This is a genomic window from Actinoplanes sp. 13, from assembly GCF_056134165.1.
This window is the reverse complement of record NZ_JBVYOQ010000052.1, coordinates 1-23,346: the sequence shown is the minus strand read 5'-3', so window position 1 is coordinate 23,346 and position 23,346 is coordinate 1. Positions and strand designations below refer to the sequence as shown.

Below are 23,346 nucleotides of genomic sequence, written 5' to 3'. Positions count from 1 at the left end.
CCTCCCCCCCCCCCCCCCCCCCCCCCCCCCCCCCCCTTCCCCCCTCGCCCCCCCCCCCCCCCCCCCCCCCCCCCCCCCTCCCCCCCCCCTCCCCCCCCCCCCCCCCCCCCCCCCCCCCCACGCCGCCTTGGGTGTGGGGATCTCGGGTGGGGGTGGCCCGAGATCCCCACACGCGGTCAGCACCAGGTGAGCGAAGAGTTGTTCCGCGTCACGTTGCTGATCGTGTTGTTGCTGCCGACGCACGGGCTCCAGGTGATGTTGGTGTTGCTCACCGTAAGGTTCTGGAACCGGATGCCGGTCGACGCCGGGAACTCGGTGCGGTTCGCGATCCGCACCTCACCACCGCCGCTGATCGTGCCGGAGACCCCGGCGATCACGACGTTGTAGCAGTTCTCGACCAGGATCGAGTTGTTGCCGGTGTTCGCGATGTCGACCCGGTCGATGGTCGCGCCGCCGCTCTCCGAGACGCAGAAGACACCGCGGCCGCCGCCACGTGCCTTGACCGTGCCGACCTTGATGTTGTTCGGGTAGGAGGAGCCGACCCGGCCGTTGCGGTTGGCCATCCGGAACGCGGCGTACCCGGTGCCGCTGCCGGCGTTCTCCGCGTCGACGGTGCCGACCGTGGCGTTGATCGTCTGGTTCAGCAGCAGGCCGGACTCGCCGACGCTGCGGGCGGTCACGGTGCCGATCGTGATGCCGTCGACCCCGTAGGTCTCCACCGCGTGCGAGCTCGCGCCGGAGACGTACACATTGTCGATCTTGACGTTGCGGGTCCACTGGCTGGTGTCGCCGCGGTTGTCGATCCGGACGCCGAGGCCGCCGCTGAGCCGCATGTCGATCTGGCCGAGCCACACGTTGGACACGTTGCGCATGAAGATGCCGTAGAGCGGCGCGCCGGTGAGATTCAGGTAGGGCACCTCGATGTTGCTGACGCCACGCGCGTAGATCGGGGCGTAGTCGCCGCTGCCCGAGCCGGTCACGTTGATCGTGCCGCAGACCGAGAGCGAGGTCCAGTTGGCCAGCGAGATCCGGCTGCCGGCCGTCATCGAGCCGTTGCCGCGGACCACGACGCGCTGCATCGAGGTGCGCCCGGCGCTCAGGCTGCCGATGCCGGCCTGGACGGCGGCGCGGAAGTCGGTGCCGGTGTAGACGGCGGAGCCGGCGGCGTTGCGGGCGGTCCAGGTGCTGCCGCTGACGGTCACCTCGGACTGGAACGCGCCGCTGCCGCAGCCCGACCCGGTCCCGCCGCCACCGCCGGTGCCGGTGCCGACCTGCACCATCTGCCAGCGCTGGTTGGCGCCGTCGGCGTCGGCGAACTGGGCGATGATCCCGCCGTCGGCGGTGGACCATTCCCACAGGTCGAGGGCCTTGCCGCTGTGCCGGTTGATGAACCGCACGTCGCCGTTCGCCGAGTCCTTCAGCGTGAACTGCTGACGGTTCGTGCCGTTGTCGGGGTTCTGCACCAGCTGGGTGCCGTCGTTGACGTTCGGCAGCTCCAGGAAGAGCCCGCTGTGCCGGCTCTTGATCTTGTACCACCCGCTGCCGGCGTCGACGAACTGCCACTGCTGCCAGTTGCCGTCGTTGCGGGTGAACTGGGCGATGCCGGAGCCGGCGGTGGTGGCCAGGTTGTAGACGTCCATGGCCTTGCCGCTGTGCCGGTTGACGAACGCGTACCACGCGTTGGTGTTGACGGTCGCGGCGTTCGCCTGCTGCAGGCCGATCAGCGCGCCGCCGGCGGCCAGCACGGTGGCGGCGGCGCCGATGAGGACGGTCCGCCACCGCCGGGGACGCGGTGCGGAGATGGGCGGGGATGTGGACATGTGGGGATCCTTTGCAGCTGTGAGCGCTAACAATTCGGACGGCCCAGGGGGAAGTAGGCGGTGTCCGTCCCGTCAATATAGATGACTGTTGATTGATGGGGGCCGTCAACCGGTAAGTGGCACGCTGAGCCGAAAAGGTTGCCCCATTTGGGCTTTCGCTCAGCGGCAAACGCGGAGCGTGTTCGCGCTCCGCATGACTGCATACCTTTTGTTCCGCTCGATGCTCGTCGATCCGGCGCACCGTGACGCGACGGCGCTCGGTGCTCCCGCCCTGGGATTTACATCGGTGATCTTCTTTCTCTACAGTCCACGGCCACTGACATCGTGACTACGGGGGAAACGATGATGGGCACTGCCGTGCCGTTCCACACGCATGCTCTGGTTTCGGCTCTCGCGGTGACCCTGCTGACCGGCATGGGTCATACGCCCGCCACGGCGGCCGAGCCACGGTCGTACACCCCGCAGTCGGCCGAGCCCGTTCCGGACGTGCCGGTGCGAGCCGCGAAGATCACCCCGGAGCCCCGGGCGAAGGAGCTGCCGTCGGCAGCGGCCCGGCCCGCGCCGGTCTGGCCGGCGGCCGCGGGGGAGACCCTGGCGGTGTCAGCGGCGGCGTCGTCTGGTTTTCCGGTCCGGGTGCGGCAGCCGGAGAGGTCGGCTGCCTCCCCGTCCACCAGGGCCGCGCCGTCGCGGGTCCGGGCCGAGGTGCTCGACCGCACGTCCACCGAGCGGGCCGGCGTCCGTGGCGTGCTGCTGCGCCTGGGCCGGGCCGATGGCGTAACCACGGCCGGCGATGTCGAGGTCACGCTCGACTACCGGTCGTTCGCGGCGGCCTACGGCGGCGACTGGTCCAGCCGCCTGCGCCTGGTGTCGCTGCCCAGCTGCGCGCTGAGCACCCCCGGCAGGCCGGAGTGCGGCCCGACACCCTTGCCGACCGACAATGACCTCTCCGCGCTGACCGTGTCCGCGGAGTTGGCAGTCTCCGCGAACACTCTGGTGGCAGCTACCGCGGGGCAGTCCGGTCCGGCCGGCGACTACACCGCCACCTCACTGAGCCCGGCCGCCACCTGGGAGGCCGGGACGAACTCCGGGTCGTTCGCCTGGTCTTACCCGATGCGCGTCCCGCCGTCGCTGGGTGGCCCGGCTCCTGACCTCCGGCTGAGCTATTCGTCGCAGTCGGTCGACGGCCGGCACGCCGCGTCGAACAACCAGCCGTCCTGGATCGGTGAGGGTTTCAGCGACACCTTCGGCGGCTTCATCGAGCGCCGGTACCAGACGTGCGCCAACGACCGCGACGGCGACGCCAACAACGACAAGAAGACCGGCGACCTGTGCTGGGAGACCGACAACGCGACCCTGTCGCTGCCCGGGCACTCCGGGGAGCTCATCTACAACGGCACCGAGAAGCGCTGGCACCTGCGCGGCGACGACGGCACCCGGATCGAGCGCAAGACCGGCGCCACCAACGGCGACAACGACGGGGAGCACTGGGTGGTCACCACCACCGAGGGTGTTCAGTACTGGTTCGGCCTCAACCGGCTGCCGGGCTGGACCAGCGGCAAGCCGGTGACCAACTCGACGGTGACCGCGCCGGTGTTCGGCAACGACCCGGGCGAGCCGTGCCACGCCACCGCCTTCGCCGACTCGGACTGCACGCAGGGCTGGCGCTGGAATCTCGACTACGTCGTCGACCTGTCCGGCAACTCGATGTCGTACTGGTACGTCCAGGAGACGAACAAGTACGGCCGCAACCTCAAGGCCGACGACGCCGCCTCCTACGACCGTGCGGCCTGGCTTGACCGGATCGACTACGGCACCCGGCGGATCGACAACGTCGACTCGGTGCACGGCACGCCGGCGCCGATGCGGGTGGATCTCGCAGTCGCCGACCGCTGCCTCGACGGCTGTGAGACCCACAACGCCACCCGCTGGCCGGATGTGCCATGGGACCAGCAGTGCACCGGGGACGAGTGCAAGGACAAGTTCTCCCCGACGTTCTGGACCACCAAGCGGCTGGCGAGCGTCACCACTCAGTTGCGGTCCGGCGACGGTTACCGCAACGTCGAGCGCTGGTCGTTCACCCACACGTTCCCGGACCCCGGGGACAGCACCCGGGCCGGCCTGTGGCTGACCAAGCTGGCGCACGAAGGCCTGGTGGGCGGCGCTACCGCGGTGCCTGCCGTGGAGTTCACCCCGCTCCAACTGCCGAACCGGGTCGACCGGATCGGCGACCACGCCCCGGCGATGAACTGGATGCGCATCTCCCGGATCCGCAACGAGTACGGCGGCTCGGTCAGCGTCGTGTATTCGGCGCAGGATTGCGCGTCCGGCGGCGCGAAACCGGATCCGGCCTCGAACACGACCCGCTGTTACCCGGTGAAGTGGATCCCCGCCGGCTATGAAGACCCGGTGACGGACTGGTTCAACAAGTACGTTGTGACCACCGTCTACGAGAACGACAACACTGGTGGGGCCCCGCCGATGGGCAGTGCGCGGGTGGTCTACGAGTACGACTACCTCGACGGTGCGGCCTGGCATTACACCGACGACGACGGGCTGACCAAGAAGAAGTTCAAGACCTGGTCGGATTACCGGGGCTACGGCCGGGTTGGCGTGACCGTGGGTGACGCTGGGGAGCAGACCTACACCGAGACCCGGTACTTCCGGGGCATGCACGGTGACCGCCTGAACGCCTCCGGCGGCACGAGATCGGTCGACGTCGACGGCATCGCCGACCAGGACTGGTTCGCCGGCCGGGTCCGCGAGACCAAGGTGCTGAACGGCCCCGGGGGAGCAGTGGTCTCCCGCACTGTCGAGACGCCGTGGGCGTCGGCGGCGACTGCCACCCGCACGATCAACGGTGACACCGTGACCGCCCGGCTCACCGGGACCGGTACCCGCACCGACCACGCCGCCCTGGACGGTGGGCGGGGCGAGCGGGTGTCCCGGACGGTCACCACCTTCGACGAGTACGGCATGGTCGCGCAGGTCGACGACCTCGGCCAGGACGGGGTCACCGGCGACGAGCAGTGCACCAGAACCGACTTCACCCCGCGCAACACCGCCGTCTGGCTGCTGGACAGGGTGCACCGGATGCAGGAGTACGGCGTGCAGTGCGCCGCCGTCACCGCCACCCTCCCGGAGTCCAAGGTGATCGCGGAGACCCGGACGCTGTTCGACGGCCGGCCTTTCGAGGCGACTCCGGCACGGGGGCTCGCGACGCAGACACACGAGATCTCGGCCTGGAACAACGGTGCGCCGACGTTCACCGTCGTCGAGAAGAAGACGTACGACGTGCACGGCCGGGTCACCTCGGCGACTGACGCGCTGAGCAAGACCACCACGACCGCCTACACGCCCGCGTCCGACGGCCCGGTCACGTCCACGGTCACCAGAAATCCGATGGAGCACGAGACCGTGACGACGCTGGAGCCGGCCTGGGGGTCGGCAACCCGGGCCGTCGACCCCAACGGCAAACGCACCGACTCGGGCTACGACGGTCTCGGCCGGCTGACTGCGGTGTGGAAGCCGGGACGGGACAGGGCCACGCAGACACCGAGCGTCAAGTTCGGCTACGACGTCAACGTGGACGCCGCTTCGGTGGTCACCACGGCACAGCTCAACGCCGGCGGCGGCTACATCACCTCGTACAGCCTGCTGGACGGTCTGCTGCGGGACCGGCAGACCCAGAGTCCGTCGCCCGGAGGCGGCCGCATCATCACCGAGAAGTTCTACGACTCCGCGGGCCGGGAGCGGCTCGTCCACGACAAGTACCACACCGCCGGCTCACCGGGCGGCACGCTCCTGGCGACGACGGACCGGGCGTTCGTGCCCCGGCAGACGCGGAAGGTCTACGACGGGGCGGGCCGCACGACGGCGGAGGTCTTCCAGCCGTACGGGTTCGAACGGTGGCGTACCACGATCACCCACACCGGCGACCGCGTCGATGTCAAACCCCCCGCCGGCGGCACTGCGACCTCGACGGTGACCGACGTCCGGGACCGAGTGGTGGAGCGGCGGCAGTACCACGGCGCAGCGCCCACCCCGGCCGCGGCCGGCTCCTGGAACTCCCATCGGTACGTCTTCGACAGCCGTGGCTACCAGACCCGCATCGTGGACGCCGACGGGAACGAATGGGGTTACACCTACGACGTCCGTGGCCGCCAGATCCGGGTGGACGACCCGGACAAGGGCCGGACCGTGATGACCTATGACAACGCCGGCAACATCGCGACCAGCACCGACGCCCGGGGAGTGAAGAGCGCCTACCTGTACGACGCGCTCGGTCGTAAGCGCGCGGTCTTCGACAACGAGATCACCGGCGTCATGCGGGCCCAATGGACCTACGACACCGTGGCCCTGGGACAGCTGTCCCAGTCGACGCGGTTCGTCGGATCCGCTGCCTACCAGGTCAAGGTCATCGATTACACCGACGACTACCAGCCCGGCAACACGCAAGTGATCATTCCGATGAGCGAACCCGGTCTGGGCGGCACCTACAACTACAACAAGACGTACCACGCCGACGGCTCGCTGAAGTCGACGTCGTACCCGGGCACCAACACGGACCTGGAAGCGGAAGCTGTCACGTACGGTTACAACAGCCTGGGACAGCCCGTCACGATGGATACCCTTCACGGCTCGAAGAATCTGAGCTACATCGCCGACACCGACTACAACGCGCTGGGCGAACTGGACCAGATCGATCGGCACACCGGAACCGGCGGGCACGTCTACACCAAGCTCACCCGGGAGCTGGAAACCGGACGCCTGATCAATATCCGTACGGACCGGGACACAGTCGCGCCGCACATCCTCGCCGACACCACCTACCGATTCGACGACGCCGGCAACATCACCAAGGCCACGGATGTCGCGCCGGAGCCGGCCGACGACACGCAGTGTTACGCCTACGACCACCTGGTCCGTCTCACGTCGGCCTGGACGCCGGCCGGCGGAGACTGCGCGGCGGCGCCCTCGGCGCAGGCTCTCGCCGGCCCCGCCCCCTACTGGCACAGCTGGCAGTTCGACAAGATCGGTAACCGGACGAAGGAGACGGTGCACCTGCGCTCCGGCGACCAGGTGACCGAGTACCGGTACGACACGGCCGGCCCGCACGCGCTGAGCGGTGTCAGCGGCGCCCGGAGCGGCAGCTACACCTATGACACCACTGGAAACACCCTGACCCGCCCGACGGGAGCGGCCGGCACGCAGACGCTGGCCTGGGACGCCGAAGGACGTCTCGAGACGTCCACGGAGGACGGCGCGCGGACGAGCTTCGTCTACGACGCCGACGGCAACCGGCTCGTCCGCCGTGACCCCGCCGGCAGCACGCTCTACCTGGAGGATCAGGAGCTCCGTCACACGGCCGGCGCCGCCACGACCACCGGCACCCGCTACTACCGGTTCGGCGAGATGACCATCGCCTCCCGGACGTCCACGGCGCTCACCTGGCTCTCTGCCGATCACCAGGGCACCGCCGGGCTGGCGATCGACGCGACCACACAGTCGGCGACCACGCGGCGGCAGACTCCGTACGGCACCCTCCGGGGCGCCACCGCGACCTGGCCCAACGCCAAGGGCTTCGTCGGCGGCACCATCGACAACACCGGGCTGACCCATCTCGGGGCACGCGAGTACGACCCGCTGATCGGGCGGTTCCTCTCCGTCGACTTGGTTCTCGACTTCGAGGATCCCCAGCAGTGGAACGGGTTCACGTACGCCAACGGCAACCCGGCCACGTTCAGCGACCCGACCGGTTTGATGATCCCGATGGACCAGCGGGGCAAGGGCATCGGGGTCGACGGGAGGCGGGGCAAGGACAAGGACAGCACTCCCCGGACCGAACGGGAGAAGGAGGAGCGCCGCAAGAACGGCGGCGACCAGGGCAACAGCGGTACACCGTCGCCGAGGCCGGGGCCGCCGAGCTCGGGGTCCTCGTCCGCCTCGCCCGCGCCGCGGCCGAAGCCGGCGCCGCAGCCCGCCACGTGGGGCGACAAGCTGCCGGTCACCGGGATCCCGGCCCGAACCAACAGCGGTGCGATCAACTTCGCCAGCACTGTCGGTGTCTGCTTCAACGGGTCGGTGCAGGTCGGCGGGTTCGGGCAGGGGGGTTTCTGTCTTCTGGTCGACGGGGACGGTTTCGGGCACATGCTCGCCGTGAAGAACGGTGGCGGGCCGTCGTGGGGAGCCAACGCCGAGGTCGGCCTACAATTCTCGACCGCGGACCGGATGGAGAAGATGGGCGGCGCGCAGCTTTACCTCGGTGGCACTGTCGGCGACGGCCCGGCGGCAGGTGTCGAGATCGACAGCGGCGGCGACACGACGGTGCAGGTGACCGGTGGCGCGGGAGTGAACTTCAGCGGCGTGGCGCCGGTGTCGGTGAACGGTGGGGTGGCGGTCAACAAGGTGGAAAGGTGGGACTGGGCGTCGTGGGGGTGATCTCAGCGGAGGACCGGGACCGGCTACGGCGAACCCCGGCTTACCGCCGAGCGGTCTGGGGACTTCGGCTGCTGGCGCTGGCGCCGGTGCCGGTCCTGCTGGGCGCCGGTCTGCACCTCGTCGGCGCGCCCCGCGTGGTGAGCCTGACCAGTCTCCTGGTGACGTTCCCCGTGGCGGCCCTCGGGGTGGGTCTCGTCTGGAGCACGATTCTCCCGCTGGGCAGGGCGCGGCAGGCGATTCTGCCCAAGTATCGGTTGGATCCCTTCGAGACCTCGATGCTGATGAACGGGATGCTGCTGCGTGACGTTCTGCGGATGCGCCATCCAGCGCCGCCTGCCGGCGCCGGGTAGCGACCGCCCTATTTGTTACTTCCCCCATCGTCGATCACGACCAGTGACGGGGAATCTCACGGTTCTGCGGCTTTCTTCTCGCACGATGCGGGCGAGTGCTGCGCGCGGTGACGTATGGGTGTTCGTCACTGCCGTCCTTGCCTTTACATCGGTGATCTTGTTTCTTTACAGTCCACGACCAGTGACATCGTGACTACGGGGGAAACGGTGATGGGCGCTTTCGGCGTGCCGCTGTACCGGCGTGCTCTGGCTGCGGCAACGGCCGTGCTGGTGACGGCGGGACTGGTTCTGGTGGGCTTCGCTCCGCCCGCGACGGCGGCGCCGGCTCCGCCACCCGCGTGCGAGCGGGAGCAGGCCGATGCGGCCGCGGCGAAGCGGATGGCCGAGATCTGCAGGGCGCCGGTGGAGAACCTCGCCGAGCGTACGGAGTACTCGCAGGTCTTCGTGAACACCGACGGCACCAGCACGCTCGAGCAGAGCGTCGAGCCGCAGCGGGTCCGGCAGGGCAAGAGCTGGGTGCCGGTCGACACCAGGCTCAAGCGCGTGGCGGACGGTGTCGCGCCGCGGGCCGCGGTGCTGCCGATGACGTTCTCCGGTGGTGGGGACTCCCTGGTCGGCCGGTTGGGCAGCGGTGCGAAGGAGGTGTCGCTGCGGTGGCCGTCGAAGCTGCCGAAGCCCGACCTCAAGGGCGACACCGCCGTCTACCGCAACGTGCTTCCCGACGTGGACCTGCGGGTGACCGCGTCGGCGACCGGCTTCTCCGAGGTCCTCGTGGTGCGCACGCCCGAGGCGGCGGCCAACCCGAAGCTGAAGTCACTCAAGTTCGGCCTGACCACCAAGGGTGTCAAGGTGGCGGCCACCCCGGCCGGGGGACTCCGGGCGCAGGACTCGACCGGCGCGGAGGCGTTCACCGCGCCGGCGCCGGTGATGTGGGACTCCACCGAGGCGGTCGAGGCATCGGGGCCGCCGGCTGAGGCCCCCGCTGACCAGCCGGTGCAGGGAGAGCGGTCGACCCGTGCGGTGATGCCGCTGAAGGTCGCCGGCGGCACGGTGACGGTGACGCCGGACCGCACAATGCTGACCAGCCCGCGCACGAAGTTCCCGGTCTACATCGACCCGTCGGTGACCGGCAGCATCTCCGGCAACGCCTGGACCTCGGTGTGGAGCAAGTACAAGACGAAGTCGTTCTGGCAGAACACCTCGGCGCTGACCGACGGGGGGAACTTCGGGTCCGCGGGCGCCGGCCGCACCGAGGACTGCTCCGGCTGTTCCGACCACATCATCCGGTCGTTCTTCCGTATGGACACCAGCAAGGTCAAGGGCAAGGTCTCCAAGGCGCAGTTCTCGATCGAGCAGAAGTGGTCGTGGACGTGCAGCCCGGCCTCCAACGCGAAGGTGTGGAAGACCGGCGGCATCTCCTCGTCGACCACCTGGAACAACCAGCCCACGTGGTACGGCTCGTACACCGCGCAGACCAACGGCAACCGCAAGTACGGCGCGGTGCACGGCTGCAAGGGGCCGGGCACCATCGAGTTCAACGTGACCAACATGGTGACCAGCGGCGCGAAGACGGTGACCCTGGGCCTGCGCGCGGTCAACGAGGGCACGCTCAACCAGTGGAAGCGGTTCAAGCCGTCCACGGCGCGCCTGTCGGTGACGTACAACCAGGCGCCGGCCGCCCTGTCCAGCCGTAGGTCGGACGGTCAGGCCTGCGTCACCGGGGCGACCCGGCCGTACGTGCTGTGGACCACCGACGTGAAGCTGACCGGGTACCAGCAGGACCCGGACGCGCCGTCCAGCCTGACCACCTACTTCTACTGGTGGAACAAGGACGGTGGCGCCCGCAGCGAGAGCAACCGGGTGCAGCAGTCCAACGGCAACAAGGCCACCGTCACCGGCACCGTGCCCAACGGCAGGCTGACCGACGGGCTGACCTACGTCTGGCAGGCCAAGACCTCGGACGGCACCGCTGAGACCTGGTCCGGCACGTGCGAGTTCACCGTCGACAAGACGCCACCACCGAACCCCGGCCCGATCACGTCGACCGACTACTCGGCGACGAGCCCGAGCGGCGGCGTCGGCCTGCAGGGCACCTTCCGGGTGGCCGCGCCGACTTCCCGGCTCACGGACGTGACCGGTTATGCCTGGACGCTGGACTCCGGTGAGCAGCTGGCGTCGAAGCCGCAGCCGCGCAACGCCGACGGCAGCGCCACGATCACCCTCAAGCCGGTCAAGGACGGCATCAACACGCTGCGGGTGTGGACCAAGGACCGGGCCGGCCGGTTCTCGGCCCAGCCGTCCACCTACGCGTTCACGGTGCGGGCCGGCACCGGCCCGGCGGCCGAGTGGACCTTCGACGAGCCGTCCGGGAGCACTACTACCGACGTCAGCGGGCACAACAACACCGCCACCCTCAACGGCAACGCCGCCCGGGTGGCCGGCCGCGGCAACGTCGGCCGCGCCGTCGCGTTCGACGGCGGCACCGGGTTCGCCTCCACCCCGGGTCCGGCGACCTATCCGCACCCGGACACCGGGGCGGCCACCACGGTGCGCACCGACGGCACCTACACCGTCGCGGCCTGGGTGAAACTCAACGACTTGACCGACGGCGGGCAGCCGTCCGCGTTCGCCGGCACCGGCAACCGGGTGCACTCGTTCCGGCTCGGCTTCGCCGGCCACAACAAGAAGTGGGTCTTCTCCCTCGCCACCGCTGACGCGGACAACGCGGTGACCGTCGCCACCTGGTCGGACTCGCTCGCCGTGGCGAACAAGTGGACTCACCTGGCCGGTGTCTACAACGCCACGACCAAACGACTGGTCCTCTATGTGAACGGCGTCGCCCAGACCCACCAGCCGGCCGGCCCCGGACACTTCCACGGAACCGGTCCGCTGCTGATCGGCAAGCACAAGTGGAACGGCGCGGACGACGGCAGGTGGCGCGGCCAGGTCGACGACGTCCGCATCTACAGCTACGCGGAGACCGCGGCCCGGATCGCCGAGCTGGCGGTGCCCCAGCAGCCGGCGATCACCTTCCCGAACGGGGATCAGGCCTCGGCCGGTGGCACGCTGGCGGTCAAGTTCGACGCCGGCGGGGACACCAACGTCACCCGGTTCAAGTACAGCGTGGACGGGACCGGCCTGGGCACCGTCGTCAACGCCGGCACCCCGGGCGGCACCGCGACGGTCACCGTGAACGTCGGGGCGCAGACCGGTGAGCGCCAGATCTACGTGGTCGCCGACACCGGGGCCCGTTCCGGGCCGATGAACCGCGAACAGTTCACCGTGCTGCCCGGCGGCAGCCTCTCCGGCTCGGTGCTGGACGCCGACAGCTGGGCCGGCTCGGTCGGGGCGACGGTCACGCTGCAGCCCGGCGGCTACACCGCCACCACCGACGCGGACGGCGGCTATGTGTTCGCCAACATCCCGCGCGGCACCTACACGGTGAGCGCGGCGTTCGGCGGCCGGTGCGGCATGGCGGGCAGCCAGTCGTACTTGATCGACGGACAGGGCCTCAACCTGGACCTGTACCTGTTCCGCCGGACCGACGTGCTTGGGCACGTCTGCGCCGAGCGGGCCACCACGTTCGCGCCCGCGACCACGCTGCTGCCGCTGACCGGTGACGACGCGGTGACCACCGTGACGCTGCCGTTCGCGTTCCCGTTCTACGGCGGGGCGTACCGCAAGGCATGGGTGGACACCAACGGCCTGCTCTCCTTCACCGACCCGGGCCGGTCCTTCCCGTACACCGGTGCCGGCGACCTGATCGCGGCCGCCGAGCCGAACGCGGTCGTCGCACCGTTCTGGGACGACCTGGTGGTCGACTCGTCGGCGAGCGTGCGCACCACGATGAACGGCACCGGGCCGGTGCTGATCGAGTGGCGCAACGTGCACCGCAAGGGCAACACCGCGCAGCGGCTCAGCTTCTCGGTGACGCTCGGCCCGGACGGGTCGGTGACGACCAACTACAGCGGGCTGGACACCGCGGCCGAGAAGGGCGACAACGCCCTGGTCGGCATCGAGGCGCCGACCGGTGACGACGGGTACTCGTACTCCGCCGGCGACCCGGTCCTGGCGGACAACCAGGCGGTCGTCTTCACCCGGCCGGACGCCATCGAGCTGGAGGTCTTCAACCTCACCGGCAGGCTGACCAACGCCTCCGGCGCGGCGGTCTCCGGTGCCACGGTCGCCCTCGACCCCAGTGGGATGACGGCGACGACGGCGGCCGACGGCACGTACTCCTTCCAGGGCGTGGCCGCCGACAGCTACACAGTCACCAGCGTGCAGGGGTCCCAGTGCGGGCACCGGGCGGAGGCTCAGGTCGAGCTCTACGCGGACACGGCGCAGGACCTGCAGCTGGGTCCGGCGTACGGGGAAATGGGTTACCTGTGCGCGGTCGGAGCCGGCGGTTACATCGCGGCCGGCACCAAGCTGCCGCTGACCGGCGAGTACGAGAAGCTCGACATCGACCTTCCCTTCCCGATGCACTTCTACGGGCGTACGGGCACCACGGCCACCGTGTGGTCCAACGGGCGGGTCAACTTCGCCGGGGGCGGGGCCGCTCCGTTCGCGGGGCTCGCGACCGACGCGTCGGGCGGGGTGTACACCCAGCTGGTGGGCACCGCGCCGAACCGGTCCTTCGTGGTCGAGTGGCGCAACGGTCTCCTGGACAACGGTGAGCGCGTCTCGGTGGAGGCCGTGCTGCACGAGGACGGCCGGGTCGCGTTCCACTACGGCGCGATGACCACTGACGAGCAGAAGGGCGACTCGGCCTGGGTGGCCCTGGAGACCACCTCCTGGGAGCGGACTCAGCTCTACAGCAGTCACCAGCCGCTGCTCACCGGGAACAGCTCCATCACTTACACGCCGGCGCCGCCGGCGACCGTCACCGGCATCCTCACCGAGGCGATCACCGCCGAGCCGGTCGCCGGCAGCACGATCACGCTGCACCCCAGCGGCCGGACGGCGACCACCGGCGCGGACGGCAGCTACCAGATCGCCGACGTCGCGCCGGGCGAGTACCTGCTGATGGCGTCCCGGGGCGACGACCGGTGCGCAGGCCAGTTCGCCACTGTCAAGCACTTCCAGGCCGACGGTGACGCGAAGGTGGACCTCTCGCTGAACCAGGACGCCGATCCGTTCCACACCTGCACCGTCACGTCGCAGCAGTTCGTACCGGGTGACACCGTGCACGACTGGAAAGCGGACGAGGCGATGTGGAAGTTGACCGCGCCGTTCCCGATCAACGTGTACGGCGAGGTGACGACTACTCCGTGGATCAACCCGAACGGTTACCTCACCGTCAACGCCGAGGAGGTCTGGGGAACCGCGCTCCCGCGCTCCATCCCGTCACCGACCGACCCCGACGACTACGGCAGTGCACAGGCTGACTCGCCGAACGGCGCCATCTATCCCTTCTGGGGCGACTGGGTGGTCGACGACGCCGCGGCGATCGCCACCAAGGTCACCGGCGCCGCGCCGAACCGGCAGTGGATCGTGGAATGGCGCAACGTGCTGGCCTACGACGACGAGCAGCGAAGGGTCTCGTTCGAGATCATCTTCACCGAGGGCGGCGGCTTCACGTTCGCCTACGACGGTATCGACGACAGCCGGCTGGAGCGGGGCGACTACGGCACGGTCGGCGTCGAGGACACCAGCGGCACGGCGGCGTTCCAGTACCTGCACCAGGCCGACCTGCTCCACAACGGCCTCGGTATCCACTTCGCTCCGAAGGCCCCGCCGGCCAACTCGATCACCGGAACGGTCACCTGCATGGATGAGCCGGTGGCCGGCGCCGCGGTCTCCGTCGCGGGGCGCAGCACGGTCACCGGAGCGGACGGTGGCTATGCGTTCGCCTCGCTGCCGACCAGGACGTACTCGGTGGTGACCACCATCGCGGCCGGTGAGTGCGCCGGGTCCTCGGCGCGGACCGTGGTGCTCGGCGCCCATCCGCAGCAGGTTGACTTCGCCCAGCGGTTCGCCGCGGACCACACGGCCTACAAAGTCACCGAGACCACGGCCGCCTACCAACCGCTGGGCGCGGACAAGCACCGGTGGTGGGGCACGAACAACGGCGTCATCTACACCCTGCCGTTCCCGCTGAAGATCTACGGCCAGGCGAGTACCCAGGCCACATTGCGGACCGACGGCACGATCAAGTTCGACAACGCCGTGGTCAACGTCCTCTCCGGGGCGTGGGTCTCGGACCCGGAGAACAACATCCGCGCCGAGGTCCGGGGCACCGCCCCGAACCGGCAGTACGTGCTCGAGTGGCGCAACGTCCGGCACGTCACCGACACCGATGTCCGGATCACCTTCCAGGCGATCTTCGACGAGGCGGGCGGAATGACCTTCGTCTATCCGGCCACCGACGGGAACTTCCTCCGGCGCGGTGGGGCGGCCCTGATCGGCCCGCAGCACCAGGACAACCCGACATACCTGCTCTACTCCGACCGGGTGCCAAGCCTGCGGCCGGGGGTCAGCCTCCGGTTCGAGCCGGTCACCACCAACTGATCCAGCTGTGCGGGCCGGGGTTCTCCCCGGCCCTCAGTCCCTCCTGCTCAAGAGGAGCCCGGGTGAACCCGTACGCACCCGCCAGAAGATCCCTGCTCGAACCGCGCACACTCACCGCCGCGATGCTCGCCGTGACCCTGTTGGCCGGCGGCAACCAGGTTCCTGCCGCTGCGGCGGCGGCCGCGACGAAGCCGTACACCCCGCAGACTGCCCAGCCGGTGCCCGACGTGCCGGTGAAAGCCGCCGAGATCTCCCCGGAGCCCCGGCCGAAGGAGTTGCCGTCGGCCACGGCGAGGCCCGAGCCGGTCTGGCCGAGAGCCGCGGTGTCGATGGGTGACAAAACGGATCTTCCGGTACGCGTAGAGCACTCGAACGCCACCGCGAGGCAGGTGGCGCCGCTCCGGGTGCGCGTGGAGATACTCGACCGGGCGACCACCGAGCGGGCCGGCGTCCGCGGCCTGCTGATGCGCCTGGGCCGCGCCGACGGCACGTCCAAGGTCACCGTCGACTACCGGTCGTTCGCCACCGCGTACGGCGCTGACTGGTCCTCCCGCCTGCGCCTGGTCACGCTGCCCGGCTGTGCGCTGACCACACCGGACCGGGACGAGTGCGCCGCCGCCCCGCTGAAGTCCGACAACGACCTGGCCGCGCGGACGGTCTCCGCCGACGTCTCGCTGGCGAGTGCCTCCACGCTGGTGGCGGCTACCGCGGCACCGTCCGGACCGGCCGGTGACTACAAGGCGAGCACGCTGAGCGCGTCGTCCAGCTGGTCGGCCGGCGGCAACACCGGCTCGTTCGACTGGTCGTACCCGATGCGGGTGCCGCCGTCGCTGAACGGCCCCACGCCGCGGGTCGGCCTGTCCTACTCCTCGCAGTCGGTCGACGGCCGGCACGCCGCCACCAACAGCCAGCCGTCCTGGGCCGGTGAGGGTTTCGAGGCCGCGTCGGGCGGGTTCATCGAGCGGCGCTACGTCTCCTGCTCGCAGGACATGAACGGGGACGCGAACAACGACGAGGAGACCGGCGACCTCTGCTGGGAGACCGACAACGCCACCCTGGCGTTCGACGGGCACTCCGGTGAACTGCTCTACAACGCCACCGAGAAGCGCTGGCACCTGCGCAACGACGACGGCACCCGGGTCGAGCGCCGGACCGGCGCCACCAACGGCGACAACAACGGCGAGTACTGGGTGGTCACCACCACCGACGGCATCCAGTACTGGTTCGGCGCGCACCGGCTGCCCGGCTGGACCGCGAACAAGCCGGTGACCAACGCGGTGCTGACCGTCCCGGTGTTCGGCAACGACCCCGGCGACCAGTGCCACGCCGAGAAGTTCGAGGACTCCGACTGCGTGCAGGCCTGGCGGTGGAACCTGGACTACGTCATCGACCTGTCCGGCAACTCCATGTCGTACTGGTACGTCAAGGAGACCAACAAGTACGCCCGGAACATCGACACCGAGGACGCCGCGTCCTACGACCGCGAATCCTGGCTGAACCGGATCGACTACGGCACCCGGCGGATCAGCGGCATCGACTCGGTGCACAACACGCCGGCCCCGATGCGGGTCGACTTCGCCGTCGCGGACCGCTGCCTGAACGAGTGCGACCAGCACACCGCGGGCCGCTGGCCGGATGTGCCCTGGGACCAGGAGTGCACCGGGGACGAGTGCGAGGACAACGCGTCGCCGACCTTCTGGACCACCAAGCGGCTCGCTGCGGTGACCACCCAGCTCCGGTCCGGCGACGGTTACCGCAACGTCGACCGGTGGACGCTGACGCACACCTTCCCGGACCCCGGTGACGGCACCCGGGCCGGCCTGTGGCTGTCGGAGCTGTCGCACACCGGTCTGGTCGGCGGCACCGCCACCATGCCGGACGTCGAGTTCACGCCCGTCCAGATGCCGAACCGGGTGGACCGCACCGGCGACTTCGCCCTGGCCATGAACTGGATGCGCATCTCCCGCATCCGCAACGAGACCGGCGGCTCGGTCAGCGTCGTGTACTCGGCGCAGGACTGCGCGGCCGGCGGCGCGAAGCCGGCGCCGGAGAGCAACACCACCCGCTGTTACCCGGTGAAGTGGGTGCCGGACGGCTACGAGGAGCCGGTCACCGACTGGTTCAACAAGTACGTCGTGACGAACATCTACGAGAACGACAACACCGGCGGTGCGCCACCGAACGGCAGCCCGCGGGTGGCTCACAAGTACGACTACCACGACGGCGCCGCGTGGCACTACAGCGACGACGACGGGCTGACCAAGAAGAAGTTCAAGACCTGGTCGGACTACCGCGGCTACGGCCGGGTCGGCGTGACCACCGGTGACGCGGGGGAGCAGACCTACACCGAGACCCGCTACTTCCGCGGCATGCACGGCGACCGGCTCAACGCCTCCGGCGGCACCCGGACGGTGAGTGTCGACGGCATCGCCGACCAGGACTGGTTCGCCGGCGAAGTGCGCGAGACGAAGGTCCACAACGGGCCCGGCGGGGCCGTGGTGTCCCGCGAGGTGAACACGCCGTGGGCGTCGGAGCCGACGGCCACCCGCACCATCAACGGCGACACGGTGACCGCCCGGTACGTCGATGTCGGCACCACCACCAACCACGTCACCCTCGACGGCGGCCGCGGTGAGCGGGTCACCAAGCAGGTCACCACCTACGACGACCACGGCATGGCGGTTCAGATCGAGGACCTGGGCCGGGACGGCGTCGCCGGTGACGAGAAGTGCACCAAGGTCGACTTCACGCCGCGCAACGCCACGTCGTGGGTGATGGACCGGGTGCACCGGACCCAGGAGTACGGGGTGGCGTGCGCCGCCACCTCCGGGACGCCGGCCGAGGCCGACGTGATCGGGGAGAATCGGATCTCGTACGACAACCAGGCGTTCGAGGCCACCCCGAGCCGGGGTCTGGCCACCCAGAACCAGGCGATGTCGGCCTGGAACAACGGCGCGCCGACGTTCGTCACGACCGGCCGGACCAGCTACGACGTGCACGGCCGGCCGCTGACGGCCACCGACGCGCTGGGCGGCGTCAGCACGACGGCGTACACGCCGGCGGCGGACGCGCCGGTCACCGCGACGGTGACCAGGAACCCGCTGCTGTTCGAGACGCGGAACACGATCGAGGCGGCGTGGGGCACCACGGTCGCGACGGTCGACGCCAACGGCAAACGCACCGACACCGCGTACGACCCGCTGGGCCGGCTCACCTCGGTGTGGATGCCGGGCCGGGCCAAGGGGACCGACACGGCGAACCTGAAGTACGCGTACGACATCAACGCCGACACCCCGTCGGTGGTCACCTCGTCCACCTTGAAGGCGGCCGGCTACGTCACGTCGTACACGCTCTACGACGGCATGTTGCGGCAGCGGCAGACCCAGGCGCCGTCGCCGGCCGGCGGCCGGATCATCACCGAGTCGTTCTACGACAGCGCGGGGCGGGCCCGGCTGAGCTTCGGGGAGTACCACACCGGCGGCAGCGCCGGCGGCACACTGCTGGCCACCGTGGACCGGGCGTTCGTGCCGAAGCAGAACCGGACCGTCTACGACGGCGCCGGCCGGGAGATCGCCAAGGTCTTCCAGCCGTACGGCTTCGAGCGCTGGCGCACCACCACCGCGTACGGCGGCGACCGCACCGACGTCACCCCGCCGTCCGGCGGCACCGCGACCTCCACGCTCATCGACGCCCGGGACCGCACCGTCGAGCTGCGGCAGTACCACGGTGCGGCGCCGACCCCGCACACCGCGGGCACCTGGGACGCCACCACCTACGCCTACGACCGGCGCGGCAACCGGACGAAGGTCGCCGACACGCTGGGCAACGACTGGACCTACACATTCGATCTCCGGGGCCGGGAGATCGAGGTGGACGACCCGGACAAGGGCGTCACCACGTACACCCACGACAACGCGGGCAACATCCTCACCTCGACCGACGCGCGGGGCGAGAAGATCGCCTACCAGTACGACCTGCTCGGCCGCCGGCGTGCCGCGTACGACGACTCGCTCAGCGGGTTCATGCGCGCCCAGTGGATCTACGACACCGTCGCCGTGGGCAAGCTGTCCCAGTCGACGAGGTTCGTCGGGTCCGCGCCGTACCAGGTGAAGGTGCTCGGTTACGACGACGACTACCAGCCGACGACCACCCAGGTGATCGTCCCGGAGAGCGAGACCGGGCTGGCCGGCACCTACAACTACACCAACACCTACAACGTCGACGGCAGCCTCAGGACGCGCAGCATCCCGGGCGTCGGCACCGGCCTGCAGCCGGAGACGCTGACCTTCGGCTACGACGCGCACGGCCTGCCCACCACGGTGGAGAGCCTGTACGGGACGGTGAACCAGCCGTACGTGGTCGGGACCGATCACAACGCCCTCGGCGAACTCGACCAGACGAAGCTCTACACCGGCACCGGTGAGGGCGGCCGGGTCTACGTCAAGTACAGCCGGGAGTTGGACACCGGCCGGGTGACCGGGATCCGCGCCGACCGGGACCAGGTGGCGCCGTACGTCCTGGCCGACACGACGTACACCCACAGCGACGCCGGCACCATCACCAAGGCGGCCGACACCGCGCCGGACCCGGTCGACGACACCCAGTGCTTCACCAGCGACCACCTGCTCCGGCTGACCGAGGCGTGGACGCCGGCGAACGGTGACTGTGCCGCCGCCCCGTCCGCGTCGGCGCTGGGCGGGCCGGCGCCGTACTGGCACAGCTGGCAGTTCGACAAGATCGGCAACCGGAAGAAGGAGGTCGTGCACACGACCTCGGGCGACGCCGTGACCGATTACACCCACCCGGCCTCCGGCGCCACCTCGGTGCGCCCGCACGCGGTCACCGGCACGACCGGCGCCCGCACCGGCAGCTGGTCGTACGACGCGACCGGCAACACGCTGACCCGGCCCGCCGCGTCGGCCGGCATGCAGACCCTGACCTGGGACGCCGAGGGCCATCTCGAGACGGCCACCGACGGCACCGGGAAGACCACCTATCTGTACGACGCCGACGGGAACCGGCTGATCCAGCGGGACCCGGCCGGGCGCACCCTGTTCCTGCCGGACCAGGAGATCCGGTACGACGCCGCCACCGCCACGACGTCGTGCACGCGGTACTACAGCTACGCCGGTACGACGATCGGCTCGCGTACCGCCGCCGGTCTGACCTGGACGGCGCCCGACCACCAGGGCACCGCGGCGGTCGCGGTCAACGCGGCGAACCAGCAGGCGACCATCCGCCGGCAGACGCCGTACGGCACCTCGCGCGGCGCTACCGCGGGGGCGTGGCCCAACAACCGGGGCTTCGTCGGAGGCACCGTCGACCGGACCGGTCTGACGCACCTCGGCGCCCGCGAGTACGACCCGGTCGCCGGTCGGTTCATCTCGGTCGACCCGCTGCAGGACCTGAGCGACCCGCAGCAGTGGAACGCCTACGCGTACTCCAACAACAACCCGGTGACCTACAGCGACCCCACCGGCTTGATGTTCCCGAAGGAGGACGGTGGCGGCGGTGGCGGCCATCCCACCGGCGGTGGCGGCGGAACGCCGACGCCGACGCCGAACCCCGGTCCCAGCGGCGGCCCGGGCGGCGGCTCCCCGCAGCCCGGTCCGGGTGCGACGCCGTCCCCGCGGCCCGCGTCGACGCCGATCCCGGTCTCCTGCGTGCCGAAGGATCTGTGCAAGGACGGCTACCTGGCGTTCTGGCTCTCCTTCGTGCCGTTCTCGGACGCGCCGGACTGCGCCGGCGGGGACAAGGTGGCCTGCGGGTTCACCGCGGTGGACGCGGTTCCCGGCGGCAAGGTGGCCAGCGCCGGCGCCTCGGCGGTCGGCTCCCTGCTGACCGCGCTCCGGATCGGCAAGTACCTCGACGAGGTGAAGGAGGGCCGGCGCTACTGGGACCTGCCGGGCAAGGGGCACGGCAACCGGGGCTACATGGTCGAGGGCAAGATCATCGAGGAGCTGAAGCTGCCCAACCTCCCGGCCTCCAACAACCCGGGTATCGACTCCTGGGTCCCCGAGGCGGGAAAGGCGATCAGCGTCAAATCGCACGACCTCGAATACAGCCTGCTGAACTACGGCCAGTTGCAGGGGAGGTTGCGTTCGGAGGTTCGCGCTCTGGAGCGCTGGAACGGTGAGACGTTCGGCGGGCTGGTCATCGACAAGCGCGACATCAAGAGCAAGGAACTGATCATCGGCATCCCCTCCGGTACGGTGAAGCAACACCAGTACGCGGCCATGGTCGACGCCTACCGCTACGGCGCCAACCGGGGGATCGATGTGAGGTACGTGGTGGTGCGATGAGCGGGACGCTGATGCTGTACCAACGCGCCGACGGCCGGCTGTGGGCGTCGGGCTTCTCCCGTAACCGCCAGGGTTGGTCGGTCGTGAACGGCTGGTACCGGACGGTTGCGGCGGAGGTTCCCGACGCGGAGCTCGGAGCGCTGATCGAGGAGGGCCTGAGCGCCGGCGAAGAGCCGGTGGACACCGCGGCCGAGGAGAGCGAGACGGCGCTGCGACCGCTTCTGGTCGCGGCCGGCGCCTCCTCGTTCACCGCGTTCGGCCGGGACGCGCGGGCCGTCCACGTCGGGCGGGAGAGTGACGGCGGCTATTACGTCACGCCCACCCGCAATCCCAACCGGCAACGGGGAAACACCTTTCTGCACCTGTCGGACGACCTGGCCGTGCCGGCCGTTGCTTCCGCGGCCGACCTCGGCGCCGCGGTCCGGGAAGGATTGAGCCGCTCGGTGGTGGACTGACGCCTCGCTGCACGAGAGAAGGGCCGGAGCGCGATGCTCCGGCCCTTCTCTCGTGCATCAGCGATGCCAGGCATGTCGCTGCGATCGGTGCCGCCCGCAGGGGGTCCACTCGTCTCTCCGCCCGAGCCGGATGATTCTTGAAGTTTCTTAACAGATAGCATTGACTTGACCTTGGGCATCTAGTTGAGTCGATGTCACCTTCATCCCCCTCGTTCCAGTGCGTCCTGCGACGTACGGAAGGTGAGCCATGCCCAGAAAACGTCTTTTGTCGATCCTGGCCGCGGTCAGCGTCGCCGTGGCCGGCGCCGCCGCGGCCATCCTGCCGATGACCGCGTCGAACGCCGCCGAGGCCTGCGTCGCGGCGTACAACAACTCGGCCGTCTACACCGGTGGCCAGCGCGCCTCGCACAACGGGCGCAACTGGACCGCGAAGTGGTGGACCCAGGGCGAGACGCCGAGCACCGGCGGCACCGGTGTGTGGAACGACAACGGCGCCTGCGACGGTGGCGGCGGCACCACCAACCCGCCGCCGGCCACGAACAACTGCAACCACCCGAACTGGGTGGCCGGCCAGTTCTACGCCGCGGGCTCGATCGTGCGGTACACCAACGGGCAGTACTACCGGGCGACGCACGAGAACCCGGGGTACGACCCGGTCATCAGCACCTGGTACTGGTCGCCGTACGCCTGCTCCGGTGGTGGCACCAACCCGACCACGCCGCCGCCCGCCAACTCCGGCGGATTCCCGGTCAGCGAGGCGCAGTTCAACCAGATGTTCCCGAACCGGATCCCGTTCTACTCGTACGCCGGCCTGCTCGACGCGATCAAGAAGTTCCCGGCGTTCACGAAGACCGGCAGCGACACGGTCCGCAAGCAGGAGGCCGCGGCCTTCCTGGCGAACATCAACCACGAGTCCGGTGGCCTGGTCTACGTCGAGGAGATCAACCAGGCGAACTGGCCGCACTACTGCGACCGGAACCAGCCGTACGGCTGCCCGGCCGGGCAGAGCGCGTACCACGGTCGCGGGCCGATCCAGCTGAGCTGGAACTTCAACTACAAGGCGGCCGGTGACGCGCTCGGCATCGACCTGCTCAACAACCCGGACCGGGTCAAGAACGAGTCGTCGGTCGCGTACCAGACCGCCGTCTGGTACTGGATGACCCAGCGCGGCCCGGGCACGATGACCGCGCACGACGCCATGGTCAACGGCCGCGGCTTCGGCGAGACGATCCGCAGCATCAACGGCTCGCTGGAGTGCAACGGCGGGAACCCCGCCCAGGTGCAGAGCCGGATCACCGCGTACAACCGGTTCACCGGCATCCTGGGCGTCGCCCCGGGCGGCAACCTGTCCTGCTGAGAACCTGAGGGACCCGGGGGGGGGGGGGGGGGGGGGGGGGGGGGGGGGGGGGGGGGGACAAGGGGGGGGGGGGGGGGGGGGGGGGGGGGGGGGGGGGGGGGGGGGGGGGGGGGG

Annotated in this window: 7 protein-coding genes; 6 read left to right on the top strand and 1 reads right to left on the bottom strand. The window is 69.9% G+C overall.

The genetic code is table 11. From position 1 onward, the window contains the following. Window positions 1-176: 176 nt before the first annotated feature. Entirely contained in the window at window positions 177-1,820 is a 1,644-nt protein-coding gene (locus AC0NH5_RS42220) for an RICIN domain-containing protein (RefSeq protein ID WP_474413965.1), read from the bottom strand. Between the two features lie 342 nt (window positions 1,821-2,162). Between AC0NH5_RS42220 and AC0NH5_RS42215 the strand changes: the two genes are divergently transcribed. The 6 genes from AC0NH5_RS42215 (at window position 2,163) to AC0NH5_RS42190 (ending at window position 23,232) form a co-directional block, all read left to right on the top strand. After that, a complete protein-coding gene (locus tag AC0NH5_RS42215; protein ID WP_474413962.1) occupies window positions 2,163-8,258 on the top strand; it encodes an RHS repeat-associated core domain-containing protein in 6,096 nt (2,031 codons plus the stop codon). Continuing rightward, entirely contained in the window at window positions 8,234-8,608 is a 375-nt protein-coding gene (locus AC0NH5_RS42210; RefSeq protein WP_474413959.1) for a hypothetical protein, read from the top strand. Before AC0NH5_RS42215 ends, AC0NH5_RS42210 begins: the two co-directional genes overlap by 25 nt. A gap of 189 nt (window positions 8,609-8,797) precedes the next feature. Beyond that, window positions 8,798-15,118, top strand: coding sequence for a carboxypeptidase regulatory-like domain-containing protein (locus tag AC0NH5_RS42205; RefSeq protein WP_474413956.1), 6,321 nt, complete (start codon window positions 8,798-8,800; stop codon window positions 15,116-15,118). Between the two features lie 62 nt (window positions 15,119-15,180). Continuing rightward, window positions 15,181-21,420: an RHS repeat-associated core domain-containing protein gene (locus tag AC0NH5_RS42200; protein WP_474413953.1), complete on the top strand. Its 6,240-nt coding sequence runs from the start codon at window positions 15,181-15,183 to the stop codon at window positions 21,418-21,420. Further along, the gene (locus AC0NH5_RS42195; RefSeq protein WP_474413950.1) at window positions 21,417-21,875 is read left to right on the top strand and encodes a hypothetical protein; all 459 of its coding nucleotides are present in this window, start codon (window positions 21,417-21,419) and stop codon (window positions 21,873-21,875) included. Before AC0NH5_RS42200 ends, AC0NH5_RS42195 begins: the two co-directional genes overlap by 4 nt. Window positions 21,876-22,122: 247 nt before the next feature. Then, window positions 22,123-23,232, top strand: a complete 1,110-nt coding sequence (locus tag AC0NH5_RS42190; protein ID WP_474413947.1) for a glycoside hydrolase family 19 protein — start codon at window positions 22,123-22,125, stop codon at window positions 23,230-23,232. Window positions 23,233-23,346 lie beyond the last annotated feature (114 nt).